The 12,540-nt window shown below is 66.6% G+C and carries 12 protein-coding genes; 8 read left to right on the top strand and 4 right to left on the bottom strand.

All coding sequences use genetic code 11. The features are described 5' to 3' along the window. The first annotated feature begins 37 nt into the window (after window positions 1-37). From NGK62_RS28920 to NGK62_RS28885, 8 genes are read left to right on the top strand one after another with little or no spacing between them, the layout of a single operon-like run. Window positions 38-862 (top strand): ABC transporter ATP-binding protein, encoded by an 825-nt coding sequence (locus NGK62_RS28920; protein ID WP_165867837.1) that lies wholly within the window; start codon window positions 38-40, stop codon window positions 860-862. Further along, window positions 862-1,740 (top strand): branched-chain amino acid ABC transporter permease, encoded by an 879-nt coding sequence (locus NGK62_RS28915; RefSeq protein ID WP_054456130.1) that lies wholly within the window; start codon window positions 862-864, stop codon window positions 1,738-1,740. The genes NGK62_RS28920 and NGK62_RS28915 overlap by 1 nt, the downstream gene beginning before the upstream one ends. A gap of 3 nt (window positions 1,741-1,743) precedes the next feature. Further along, on the top strand, window positions 1,744-2,781 hold the full coding sequence (locus NGK62_RS28910; protein WP_251881587.1) for a branched-chain amino acid ABC transporter permease: 1,038 nt from the start codon (window positions 1,744-1,746) through the stop codon (window positions 2,779-2,781). Between the two features lie 41 nt (window positions 2,782-2,822). Then, window positions 2,823-4,004: an ABC transporter substrate-binding protein gene (locus NGK62_RS28905; protein WP_054456133.1), complete on the top strand. Its 1,182-nt coding sequence runs from the start codon at window positions 2,823-2,825 to the stop codon at window positions 4,002-4,004. Window positions 4,005-4,056: 52 nt separating this feature from the next. Beyond that, a complete protein-coding gene (locus NGK62_RS28900) occupies window positions 4,057-4,851 on the top strand; it encodes an ABC transporter ATP-binding protein (RefSeq protein WP_054456135.1) in 795 nt (264 codons plus the stop codon). Next, the gene (locus NGK62_RS28895; RefSeq protein WP_251881585.1) at window positions 4,848-6,707 is read left to right on the top strand and encodes an AMP-dependent synthetase/ligase; all 1,860 of its coding nucleotides are present in this window, start codon (window positions 4,848-4,850) and stop codon (window positions 6,705-6,707) included. Before NGK62_RS28900 ends, NGK62_RS28895 begins: the two co-directional genes overlap by 4 nt. Further along, on the top strand, window positions 6,704-7,858 hold the full coding sequence (locus tag NGK62_RS28890) for a thiolase family protein (protein ID WP_251881583.1): 1,155 nt from the start codon (window positions 6,704-6,706) through the stop codon (window positions 7,856-7,858). Before NGK62_RS28895 ends, NGK62_RS28890 begins: the two co-directional genes overlap by 4 nt. Before the next feature lie 6 nt (window positions 7,859-7,864). Continuing rightward, window positions 7,865-8,500 carry a TetR/AcrR family transcriptional regulator gene (locus NGK62_RS28885; RefSeq protein ID WP_502803414.1) on the top strand — a complete coding sequence of 212 codons (636 nt, stop codon included), beginning with the start codon at window positions 7,865-7,867 and terminating at the stop codon, window positions 8,498-8,500. Between the two features lie 21 nt (window positions 8,501-8,521). On the opposite strand, the gene NGK62_RS28880 is transcribed toward NGK62_RS28885, so the two are convergent. The 4 genes from NGK62_RS28880 to prfB all read right to left on the bottom strand — a co-directional run bounded on the left by NGK62_RS28880 (window position 8,522) and on the right by prfB (window position 12,292). Next, window positions 8,522-8,842 (bottom strand): preprotein translocase subunit TatB, encoded by a 321-nt coding sequence (locus NGK62_RS28880; RefSeq protein WP_251881581.1) that lies wholly within the window; start codon window positions 8,840-8,842, stop codon window positions 8,522-8,524. Between the two features lie 15 nt (window positions 8,843-8,857). Beyond that, window positions 8,858-10,381 (bottom strand): lysine--tRNA ligase, encoded by a 1,524-nt coding sequence (lysS, locus tag NGK62_RS28875; RefSeq protein WP_251881579.1) that lies wholly within the window; start codon window positions 10,379-10,381, stop codon window positions 8,858-8,860. A 10-nt stretch (window positions 10,382-10,391) separates the two neighbouring features. Next, on the bottom strand, window positions 10,392-11,147 hold the full coding sequence (locus NGK62_RS28870) for an SDR family oxidoreductase (RefSeq protein WP_251881577.1): 756 nt from the start codon (window positions 11,145-11,147) through the stop codon (window positions 10,392-10,394). A gap of 40 nt (window positions 11,148-11,187) precedes the next feature. Continuing rightward, a protein-coding gene (prfB, locus tag NGK62_RS28865) for a peptide chain release factor 2 (RefSeq protein ID WP_118932677.1) occupies window positions 11,188-12,292 on the bottom strand; the annotation gives its coding sequence in 2 pieces (ribosomal slippage) (window positions 11,188-12,210 and window positions 12,212-12,292; 1,104 coding nt in all). Window positions 12,293-12,540 lie beyond the last annotated feature (248 nt).

The raw sequence follows: 12,540 nt of genomic DNA, 5'->3' as shown, positions 1-12,540 counted from the left end.
TCGATAAAAAACTTCGCATGTAAAGGCGAGGAGACAAATGGTGGATCAGTCCGACAGCCCTCCCTTGCTGGAGGTGGATGGGGTCACGCTGGCGTTCGGCGGGGTCAAGGCGCTTACCGGGGTGGGCTTTCGCGTGGAGCCCGGCTCCATCACCACGGTCATCGGCCCCAACGGCGCGGGCAAGACCTCGCTGTTCAACACCATTTCCGGCTTCTACCGCCCGGCGTCAGGACACATCCGGTTCCAGGGACGCGACATCACGCGCGTGGCCGCGCCCGAACGCGCCAAGCTGGGCCTGGCGCGCAGCTTCCAGAACATTGCGCTGTTCCGCGGCATGACGGTGCTGGACAACATCAAGCTGGGCCGCCACGCCCACCTGCGCACCAACGTGCTGGACGCCTTGCTGTATTTCGGGCGGGCGCGCCGCGAAGAGATGGCGCTGCGCGCCGACATCGAAGAACGCATCATCGACTTCCTGGAGATCGACCACATCCGCCATGCGCCGGTGGCCGCGCTGTCCTATGGCCTGCAAAAGCGGGTGGAGCTGGCGCGAGCGCTGGCCATGAATCCCAAGGTGCTGATGCTGGACGAGCCGGTGGCGGGCATGAACCGCGAAGAAACCGACGACATGGCGCGCTTCATCCTGGACGCGCGCTCCGAATGGGGCGTAACGGTGCTGATGGTGGAGCATGACATGGGCATGGTGATGGACCTGTCGGACCACGTGGTGGTGCTGAACTTCGGCCAGGTGATTGCCGATGGCACGCCGGCGCAGGTGCAGGCCGATCCCCAGGTCATCCAGGCTTATCTGGGCGCGGGCGACGTGGGCGACCTGCGCCGCCGCCTGCGGGAGGCGGCCTGATGGACATGCTGTTCTTCCTGGAAGTCACGCTGGCCGGGCTGGGCAGCGGCGGGCTTTATGCGCTGGCGGCGCTGGCCTTTGTCATCGTCTACAAGGCGACCCGGGTGGTGAACATCGCCATCGGCGAATTCCTGATGCTGGGCGCCTACGTGTTCTATGCCTTCGCCACCGGCATGGAATGGCCGATCTGGCTGGCCATCGTGGGCGCGGTGGTGGTGTCGGGCGCGCTGGGGGCGCTGGTCGAGCGGCTGACCATCCGTCCGATGTTGGGCGAAGCGCCGATCTCGGTATTCATGATCACGGTGGGGCTGGCGTCGATCCTGGTGGGCGTGGTGGAGCTGATCTGGACGGCGGACCAGCGCCGCCTGCCGGAGTTCATGCCGCGCTCGCCGGTGATGATAGGCGAGGCCTTCGTCGCGCCCAAGGTGTTCTACGGCTTCTGGGTGGCGGTGGTGCTGGCGCTGCTGGTGCTGGTGGTGTTCCGCTACTGGCGCGGCGGGGTGGCGCTGCGCGCCACGGCATCGGATCAGGGGGCGGCCTATGCCATGGGCATCAACGTGCCGCGCGTGTTTTCGCTGGCCTGGGTGGCGGCGGGCGCGCTGGCCGCGGTGTCGGGCGTGATCGTGGGCGCCATCGGCGGCATTTCCTCGTCGATGGGCGTGTTCGGCCTGTCGGTGCTGGTGGTGGTGATCGTGGGCGGCCTGGACAGCGTGGCGGGCGCCCTGGTGGGCGGCGTGTTCATCGGCCTGCTGGAAGCCTGGGCCGGCGCCTACATGGGCGGCGAATACAAATTGCTGGCCACTTTCATCGTGCTGGTGGTGGTGCTGATGGTCAGGCCCTATGGCCTGTTCGGCACCCGTGAAATCGAGAGGCTCTGACCGATGCGCATCGCGACTGCCAAGCAGACTTATCTTGCGGACGAAGCGCTGTTCGACACCCGCACGCAGAAGGCGTGGCTGGCCTTGCTGGCCGCGTCCCTGGCCATGTTTCCCTTCGTGGCCGACGCCTACTGGCTCTATCTGGCCTGCCTGGTGGCCATCAACGTCGCCAGCGCCACGGGGCTGAACATCCTGACGGGCTATACCGGCCTGGTCAGCCTGGGGCAGGCCGCCTTCATGGGATTGGGAGCGTACACGGTCGCGGTGCTGGAGCAGCGGCTGGGCACGCCGGTGCTGCTCAATCTGGTGGCCGGCGGACTGGTGGCGATGCTGGGCGGCCTGCTGGTCGGCATTCCGTCCTTGCGGGTGAAGGGGCTGTACCTGGCCATTGCCACCATTGCCGCGTCGTTCATCGCGCACTTCATCTTCGCCAACTGGCAGTTCACGGGCGGCACGACCGGGCTGCAGGTGCCGCCGGCGCGGGTGCTGGGCGTGGACCTGGACACCTCGTTCAAGATCTACTGGCTGATCGTGCCGGTGACGGCGCTGATGGTGCTGGGCGCGGCCAACCTGTTCCGCACGCGCATCGGCCGCGCTTTCATCGCCATTCGCGACCGCGACATTTCGGCCGAGGTGCTGGGCATACGCCTGCTGCGCTACAAGCTGCTGTCGTTCGGTCTGTCGTCGTTCTATGCGGGCGTGGCGGGCGGCATGTGGGCCTATTTCTTCCGGGTGGTCACGCCCGAGAGCTTCCCGCTGATCATGTCGATCTTCTTCCTGGCGGCCATCATCGTGGGCGGCATGGGCACGATCCTGGGTTCCATCCTGGGCGCCATCTTCATGACCATGGTGCCGGAACTGCTCAAGCTGATCGTGGGTTGGCTGCCGGTGGGCGGCGACGCGCTGCGCCTGATTTCGCCGGTGCGCACCATTGTTTTCGGCCTGCTGATCGTGGGCTTTCTGATCTTCGAGCCGCACGGGCTCGCGGAAATCTGGTGGCGCGTGCGCCGCTACTTCCACCTCTGGCCTTTCCGTACCTAGCCATGGCGGCGGCCATCCATAAGACCCTCAGGAGACTAACCATGAAGCGCATCCGGATCGGCAGCGGTTTATCGAGGTTGTTGGCCCCCCTGGGCCTGGCGGCGGCCCTGTCGGCGGCGCCAGCCGCGCAGGCGGCCGAGGACCTGGTGCTGGGCGGGTCCATCCCGCTGAGCGGGGTGTTCGCCTTCGCCGGGCAGGGCATCCATGCCGGCATCACCGACTACGTGAAGATCGTCAATGATCAGGGTGGCGTGAAGGGCCGCAAGCTGCGCTACGTGCCGGAAGACACCGCCTACAAGGTGGATGCCTCGGTGGCGGCCTTCAAGAAGATCACCAGCCAGAACAAGGTGAACTTCTACTACGGCGACTCCACGGGCTTCTCCAAGACCATCAACGCCGAGCTGAACCGCACGGGCGACATCCTGATGACCGGCGCGTCCTTCGCCACGGAACTGAACGATCCGGCCAAGTATCCCGCCCAGTTCATGCTGGGACCCGACTATACGGAGATGTTCGGCATCCTGCTGCGCTACATCGCCAAGGAACAGCCCGGCGCCAAGGTGGCTTTCGTGTATTCGGACACGGAGTTCGGCCGCGATCCCATCGCCAGCTCGCGCGCGGTGGCGGAAAAGCTGGGCCTGAAGGTCGCGACCGAGATCATGACGCCGCCGGGCAGCGTGGACGTGTCGACCGAGGTCATCAAGCTGCGCCGCGCCGATCCGGACTACACCATCTTCCACGGCTACGTGCTGGCGCCGATTCCCGAATTCGTGGGGCAGGGCAAGCGCATGGGCCTGAAGACGCGCTACATGGGCACGTTCTGGACCATGGACAACTCCACCGTGATGCAGATGGGCGAGGACGCCGAGGGCTTCATGGGCGTGATGCCGTACCGCTACTACTACGATACGGCGGCCGACGCGCCGATGCTGAAGAAGATCCGCGAGATGCGTCCGCAATACCAGAGCACCGGCTACATGCAGGGCTTCCTGGCCGCCATGCTGTTCACCGAAGTCGCCAAGCGCACGCTGGACGCCGGCAAGGAGCTGACCAGCGCCAACATGAAGGCGGCGCTGGACGGCATCAAGGACTTCGATACGGGCGGCCTGATCGGCGTGCCGATTTCCATCAAGGGCAATTCGATCCCGGTGGGGCGGATCTATCGCGCTGACGTGAAGCAGAAGCAGATGGTGCCGGCATCCGACTGGATCGTGCTGAAGTGAGGCGGCCGTGAACCCTGGACATGGCGCGCATGCCGCGCCGCCCGCAGCGGCGGTGCTCGATATCAACAATATCGAAGTCGTCTACAACAAGGCGGTGCAGGTGCTGCGCGGCTTGTCGCTGTCGGTGCCCGCCGGCAGCATCGTGGCCCTCCTGGGCAGCAACGGCGCCGGCAAGTCCACCACGCTGAAGGCCGTGTCCGGCCTGCTGGACCTGGAGGATGGCGCGCTGGTGCGCGGGCAGATCGTCTTCAACGGCGGCGACACCGCGGGCGCCAGGCCGCAGAACCTGGTGCGCGCGGGGCTGGCGCACGTGATGGAGGGACGCCGCGTATTCGAGGACCTGACGGTGGAGGAAAACCTGGTGGCCGCGACCTATGCCCTGACGGGCAGGCCGGGGGCGAAGGTCGACTTCGATCTGGTCTATGGCTACTTTCCGCGCCTGTTCGAGCGGCGCCGCGGCCTGGCAGGCTACCTGTCGGGCGGCGAACAGCAGATGCTGGCCATCGGCCGCGCGTTGATCGCGCAGCCCAGGCTGATGCTGCTGGACGAGCCCTCGCTGGGACTGTCGCCGATGCTGGTGGAGAACATCTTCTCCATCATCGCCCGCATCAACCATGAACAGGGGGTGTCGATGCTGCTGGTGGAGCAGAATGCCTCGGTGGCGTTGGCGGTGGCGCATTATGGCTACATCATGGAGACCGGCAAGGTGGTGATCGACGGCAGCGCCGAGAAACTGGCGGCGGACCCGGACGTGCGCGAGTTTTACCTGGGCGTGGGCGGTACGGGCGAGGCCCGCGGCTTTCGCGACATCAAGCACTACAAGCGCCGCAAGCGCTGGCTGTCATGATGGACAAGCACATGGATATTCCTGGAGCTTCGGCGCAGGCGTGGCCGGCCCTGACGCTGCCGCAGATGCTGCGTGAACAGGCCCGGCGCCAGCCCGCGGCCATCGCCATCCGGCAAAAGGACTTCGGCATCTGGAAGCCCATGACCTGGGCGAAATACTGGAGCCGGGCCTGCCGCGTGGGACTGGGCCTGCGCGCCCTGGGACTGAGCGCGGGCGGGCGGGTCGCCATCGTCTCGGAAAACCGCGTGGAATGGCTGCTGACGCAGATGGGCGCGGGCGCGGTTGGCGCGGTGGCGGTGGGCGTGTATTCCACCAGCCCGGCCGAGGAAATGGGCTACGTGCTGGAGCACGCGGACGTGGAACTGGTGGTGTGCGAGGACCAGGAGCAGACCGACAAGGTGCTGCAGGTGGCGGACCGGCTGCCGCTGTTGCGCCGCATCGTCATGATGGAGACCAAGGGCCTGCGCTCCTATGCACCCGCCGAGCGCGAGCGCATCGTGACCTACGCCGAGATCGAGGCCGAGGGGGCGCGGCGCGAGGCGGCCGAACTCGCCGCGCTGAACGCGGCGCTGGACGGCCAGCGGCTGGATGACACCGGCCTCATGATCTACACGTCCGGTTCCACCGGCAAGCCCAAGGGCGCGATGCTGAGCTACGGCAATATGCGCGGCGTGGCGCCGGGTATTGCCGACCGCCTGGCGATGGATGGCAACAGCGTGCACCTGTCCTACCTGCCGCTGTGCCACGTGGCCGAACAGATGCTGTCCACCTTCGTGCCCATCTACCTGGGCGCGCAGGTGAATTTCGGCGAATCGATACGCACGGTGCAGGAAGACCTGCGCGAAGTCGCGCCGACGATCTTCCTGGGCGTGCCGCGCATCTGGGAAAAACTGCACGCCGCCATTTCGATCAAGATGCAGGAAGCCGGGCGCCTGCAGCAATGGCTTTACGGACGCGCGTTGGCCGCCTGCACGCCGTTCCTGGAAAAGTCCCCCGCGCAGTACAGCCTGCGCGAGCGCTGGACCCGTTGGCTGTGGTACTGGCTGGTGCTGCGCGCCTTGCAGAATTTCATCGGGCTGCGGCGGGTGCGCGTGGCCATGACGGGCGCGGCGCCGATCTCGCCGGACGTGGTGCGCTACTTCCGCACGCTGGGCGTGCCGCTGATCGAGGTCTACGGGCTGACGGAGTCCGCCGGCATGATCTTCGGCCAGCATCCTGACCGTGTGAAGGTGGGCACCGTGGGCGAACCGATCCTGGGCGTGGAGTGGCGCATGGGCGATGCCGGCGAGTTGCTGGTGCGCGGCGATATGGTGTTCCAGGGCTATTACAAGAACCCGGAAGCCACCGCCAGCACCGTACGCGACGGCTGGCTGTACACCGGCGACGTGGTGGCCGAAGACGCAGGGCGCGTGCGCATCGTGGACCGCCTGAAGGACATCATGATCACGGCGGGCGGCAAGAACCTGACGCCTTCCGAGATCGAGAACGCGGTCAAGGGCAGCCCCTACGTCAAGGAATGCATCGTGATCGCGGACGGCAGGAAGTACGTGTCGGCGCTGATCCAGCTGGAGTTCGACACGGTGGGCAAGTGGGCCGAGTCGCGCCGCATCGCCTTCACGCATTTCCGCTCGCTGGCCGAATGCGCGCAGGTGCGCGAGCTGGTGCAGCAGGAAGTCGCGCGCGCCAACGCCGGCCTGGCGCCGGTGGCGCAGATCAAGCGCTTCCATCTGCTGACCAAGGAACTGGACCATGATGACGGCGAAGTGACCGCCACCATGAAAGTCAGGCGCGCCAGCATCTACCGCAGCTATGCGGACGAGATCGAAGCGCTCTATGTTGAGGAGACGACGGCATGAATGAAGCCGTGATCGTGGAAGCCGTGCGCACCCCCTTCGGGCGGCGCGGCGGATGGTGGGCGGACACGCGGCCGGACACGCTGCTGGCAGAAACCGTGAGGGGCCTGTTGGCGCGGGCCGGACTGCCGGGAGCCCAGGTCGAGGACCTGATCGCGGGCTGCGTCAGCCAGGCGGGCGAGCAGGGCGCCAATATCGGCAGGCTGGCCGCCATGCTGGCGGGCTTGCCCGAGAGCGTGCCGGGCGTGGCGCTGAACCGCATGTGCGGATCCAGCCAGCAGGCGGTGCATTTCGGCGCGCAAGCCATTGCCGCGGGCGACATGCGCTACGTGGTCGCGGGCGGCGTGGAAAGCATGAGCCGGGTGCCGATGTTCCTGGACGTGACGCTGGGCCAGGGCGAGTTCCGCGGCTTCGAAGGCTTGAACCCGGCCCTGCTGGAACGTTATCCCTTGATCCACCAGATCGAGAGCGCGGAACGGATCGCGGAGCGCTGGCAACTGTCCCAGGCCGAGATGGATGAATGGGCAAGGGAAAGCCATGCGCGCGCCTGGAGCGCCGCGCAGGCCGGCCGTCATGCCGAGCTGCTGCCGGGGCCGCGTGCCGATGCCGGGCGTGACGAAGGCATACGCGAGAAAACCGACCCCGACCGCATGGCCGCCATGGCGCCGGCGCTGCGGCCGCCGGGACAGGGTGGCGTCACCGCCGCCAACGCCAGCCAGCTCGCGGACGGCGCGTCCGCGGTGCTGCTGGCGGATCGCGACACCGCGCTGTCCGACGGCTTGCGGCCCCGCGCGCGTTTCCTGGCCCGCGTGGCGGTGGGATCGGACCCGGTGCTGCAGCTGACGGGCGTGATCCCGGCGGCGCGGCTGGCGCTGGCGCGCGCCGGCCTGAGCCTGGAAGACATGGACTGGATCGAGATCAACGAAGCCTTCGCCAGCGTGGTACTGGCCTGGCAGCGGGAACTGGGCGCCAATCTGTCGCGCGTCAATCCCTGGGGCGGGGCGATCGCGCATGGGCATCCTCTGGGCGCGACGGGAGCCGGCCTGATGGCCAAGATGCTGGCCGGGCTGGAAGCCACCGAAGGCGAGCTGGGCTTGCAGCTGATGTGCATCGGCCACGGCATGGCCACGGCGACCATCATCCAGAGGCTGTGACCGGATATGGAGAAACTGCGGGAGGCCGCGCAAGGGCGGGACGAGGGTTCGGAGTCCGAACGCCGGCGCGAGGTGATCCTGACGGCCGGGCAGCTATTCTGCAAGCACGGCTATGAACGCACCACCGTGCGCGAGCTGGCGCGGGCGGTGGGCCTGCAGTCCGGCAGCCTGTTTCATCATTTCCGCAGCAAGGAGGAGATCCTGGTGGCGGTGATGAACAACGGCATTCAGGAAGTGATAGACGACGGCGAACGGGCGCTGGCGCGCTACCAGGCGCCGGCGGACCGGCTGGCGGCGCTGTTCCGCGTACACATGTGGAGCATGCTGCACGGCGCGGGCGGCGATGCGATGAACGCGCTGGTCTACGAATGGCGCAGCCTGTCCGCGCCCAGCCGCGCGGCCGTGAAATCGTTGAGCGACCGCTACGAAGAAATGTGGCAGGACGCGGTGGCGGCAGCGGTCGCGACGGGGCTGCTGCAAGGCGACGCGCGCGTCATCAAGCGCTGCGTGCTGGGCGCGATGAACCTGACAGTGCAGTGGTACAAGCCGGACGGCCGCTTGCGGCCCGCCGAATTCATCGATGCGATGCTGCAGGCTTCGCTGCCGTCGCTGCCGGCGGGAGCCGGCAAGTGGCCCGAATAGTCGGGCCGCAGGGCCGGGAGTTCAGCACCGGCGCTTGAGGAACGCGCCCACGGCGCAGATGACGGCCAGTGCCAGCAGGCTGCCCGCCACGGGCAGCAGGAAATCCACCTGGCCATGATAGCCGCCGCCGGTGACGCCGCCGGCCACGCCGCCCGCCCACAGCAGGAAGGTCATGAGCGAAGCTGCCACCGAGAGCGCCGCGGCGATGCACAGCGCGATGAACACCGGCCGGCGCGGCCGCGCCGCCGGATAGGAGGAATAGGGCTGGCCGCCGCGGGGCTGTTTGATCCAGTAGATCAGCCCCGCCACGACCAGCAGCAGCATCAGGATCTTGAAGATCATGATGCCAGCGCCTCTTTAGTCTTCACGGCGCAGGTGCGGGAAGAGGATGACGTCGCGGATGCTGGGGCTGTCGGTCAGCAGCATGACCAGGCGGTCGATGCCGATGCCGCAGCCGCCCGTCGGAGGCATGCCGTATTCCAGGGCGCGGATGTAGTCCGCGTCGTAATACATGGCTTCCTCGTCGCCGGCGTCCTTGGCTTCGACTTGCGAGCGGAAGCGTTCGGCCTGGTCTTCGGGATCGTTCAGCTCGGAGAAGCCGTTGGCGATCTCGCGGCCCGTCATGAAGAGCTCGAAGCGCTCGGTGATGCCCTCGCGGGTATCGGAGGCGCGCGCCAGCGGCGAGACTTCCACCGGGTAGTCGATGATGTAGGTGGGGTTCCAGAGCTTGGCTTCGGCGGTCTCTTCGAACAGCGCCAGTTGCAGCGCGCCCAGGCCGGCGCGCGACAGCACCGGGCCGTCGGCATCGGCGCCCAGCTTCTTGAGTTCCGCGCGCACGAAGGTCGGATCGTCCAGTTGCGCCTGGGTGTAGCCCGGCGCGTACTTGAGGATGGCTTCGCAGATGGTCAGGCGGTCGAAGGGCTTGCCCAGGTCCAGCTCGCGTTCCTGGTAGGTCAGCACGGCGCTGCCGGTGGCCGAGATGGCGGCCTGGCGGATCAGCTCTTCGGTGAAGTCCATGAGCCAGCGGTAGTCCGCAAAGGCCGCATAGAACTCCATCATGGTGAATTCAGGATTGTGGCGCGGGCTCACGCCCTCGTTGCGGAAGTTGCGGTTGACTTCGAAGACGCGTTCGAAGCCGCCGACGATCAGGCGCTTGAGGTAGAGCTCGGGCGCGATGCGCAGGAACATTTCCATGTCCAGCGCGTTGTGGTGCGTGACGAAAGGCTTGGCCGCCGCGCCGCCCGGGATCGGGTGCAGCATGGGGGTTTCCACTTCGAGGAAGCCCGCGTTCAGCATGAACTGGCGGATGCTGCCCACGGCCTTGCTGCGCGCCTCGAAGGTGCGGCGCGTGGCGTCCGTCATGATGAGGTCGACGTAGCGCTGGCGGTAGCGCAGTTCCTGGTCGGCCACGCCGTGGAACTTGTCGGGCAGCGGGCGCAGCGACTTCGACATCAGGCGCGCGCTGGCGGCGTGCACCGACAGTTCGCCCTTGTTGGTCTTGAAGACCGACCCTTCGATCGCGATGATGTCGCCGATGTCCCATTGCTTGAACGCGGCGTAGCTGTCTTCGCCCAGGGTGCCGCGGTCCAGGTAGATCTGGATGCGGCCGGTGCTGTCCTGCAGCGTGGCGAAGCTGGCCTTGCCCATGACGCGCTTGAGCATCATGCGGCCGGCAACCTTGACGGTGACAGGGTTGGCGGCAAGGGCTTCCTGCTCCTGGCCGTCGTACTGGTCGTGCAAGGCGGCGGCGCGGGCGTCGGGTACGAAGTCGTTGGGGTACGCGACCCCGGTTTCGCGCAGTTTGGCCAGCTTGGCGCGCCGTTCGGCGATCAAGCGGTTTTCATCCTGGGCGGGCGCCGGAGTGGTCGAGTGGTCGGTCATGGTCGGGGAATCAGTCGTAATTGCGGATGTCGTCGATCTCGGTAGTGCCGAAATCTTCGCGATCCAGGTAGGCGAGGATGCGGGAGGCCACGTTGGCGGGCGAGGACAGCTTGCCGGTCGCGTGGAACTCCTGGAACTTGGCCAGCGCCGGGAAGCTTTCCGGATCGCTGGAACGGATGGCGACTTGCATGTCGGTGTCGACGATGCCGGGGGCCAGCGCGACGATGCGCGCGCCGTCGGCGCCTTGCTCGGCCTTGACCACGCGCGAGTACATGTCGAGCGCAGCCTTGGTGGCGCAGTAGACGCCCCAGCCGGCGTTCGGGTTGCGGCCCGCGCCGGAGGAGATGTTGAGCACGCGGCGGTCGGCCTTGAGGTCTTCGACCGCGGCCAGGAAGCGCGCCGTGAGCAGCATGACGGCGCTGACGTTCAGGTTGAAGGCGGCGGTGATGGCCGCGCCGTCGACCAGCGCGTCGGTGCCGGCGATGGGGTGCACCGTGCCCGCGTTGTTGATCAGCAGATAGCGGCTGGCATCGCGCGGCAGCGACGCGCAGATGCGCTGCGCCACCGATTCAACGGTGTTCAGGTCCGACAGGTCCACGGACAGCTGTTCCAGCTGGACGTCCTGCGCACGCGCATAGGCGGCCAGTTCGGGATCTTCGCGGCGCGCCAGCGTGATCAGGCGCGTGCCCGGTTTGGCCAGGCCGCGCGCCATGGCGGCGCCGATGCCGCGCGAAGCGCCGGTAAGAATTGCGATGGTGTCGGACATTCGTGAACCTCTGGATGCGTTGAGGGGAGTATCGCGAAACTTAGATGCCTTGCTTCAGGCTGGCCTGGATGAAAGGATCCAGGTCGCCGTCCAGCACTTTCTGCGTGTTGGAAATTTCAACGTTGGTGCGCAGGTCCTTGATGCGGCTCTGGTCCAGCACGTAGGAGCGGATCTGATGGCCCCAGCCCACGTCGGTCTTGGAGTCTTCCAGCTTCTGCTGCTCGGCCATGCGGTTGCGCATTTCCAGTTCGTAGAGCTTGGACTTCAGCATCTGCATCGCTTCGGCGCGGTTGCGGTGCTGCGAGCGGTCGTTCTGGCACTGCACCACGATGCCGGTGGGCATGTGGGTCAGGCGCACGGCCGAGTCGGTCTTGTTGATGTGCTGGCCGCCCGCGCCCGAAGCGCGGTAGGTGTCCACGCGCAGGTCGGCGGGGTTCACTTCGACTTCGAAGGACTCGTCGACTTCCGGGTAGACGAAGACGCTGGCGAACGAGGTGTGGCGGCCGCCCGAGGAGTCGAACGGGCTCTTGCGCACCAGGCGGTGCACGCCGGTTTCGGTGCGCAGGTAGCCGAAAGCGTACTCGCCTTCGATCTTGATGGTGGCGGACTTCAGGCCCGCGACGTCGCCTTCGGATTCTTCCAGCACTTCGGCCTTGAAGCCCTTGCGCTCGGCGTACTTCAGGTACTGGCGCAGCAGCATGGAGGCCCAGTCCTGCGCTTCCGTGCCGCCGGCGCCTGCCTGGATGTCCAGGAAGCAGTTCAGGGGATCGGCCGGATTGGAGAACATGCGGCGGAATTCCAGCGCTTCCAGCTTTTCCTGGAAGGCGTCGGCGTCCTGCTCGATGGCTTCGAGGGTGGCGTCGTCGTCGTCGGAGGCCGCCATTTCGAACAGTTCGTTCGAATCGGACAGGCCCGTACCCAACGCCGTGAGCGTTTCCACCACGTCTTCGAGGGCTTTCTTTTCACGGCCCAGGTCCTGGGCGTGCTTGGGGTCGTTCCAGACCGCCGGGTCTTCGAGCTCGGCGTTTACGACTTGCAGGCGTTCAGCTTTGGCATCGTAGTCAAAGATACCTCCGTAGAGCCTGTTCGCGCTCCGCGTAATCGGCGAGGCGGGCTGCGAGCTGGTTCTGACGTTCGGCTTCCATGATGATCCTGTCCTGATGACTTTTGTGCGAAACCAAACATTTTACCGTGCTTGGGCCAAGTGCGCGGCCGCGTTGGCGGGAAGGGGGACGGATCGCGAGCGGGCGGTTTCCTGGCGTGGATCCAAGTTGTTCAGTTTTTTGTCAAGCCGGGGGTTCTAGGCTGCGTATAAGCGGTCCAGCCGTTCCTGATCGGGAGGGCAGGGGCCGCAAATGCGCCGGCCCAGCCGGCCTATCCCGACAGAGGAATG

The sequence above is a fragment of the Achromobacter sp. Marseille-Q4954 genome (genome assembly GCF_943737025.1).
Lineage (GTDB): Bacteria > Pseudomonadota > Gammaproteobacteria > Burkholderiales > Burkholderiaceae_B > Achromobacter > Achromobacter bronchisepticus_A.
Note: the sequence above shows the minus strand (reverse complement) of the source record. Positions and strands in the feature narration are given on the sequence as shown.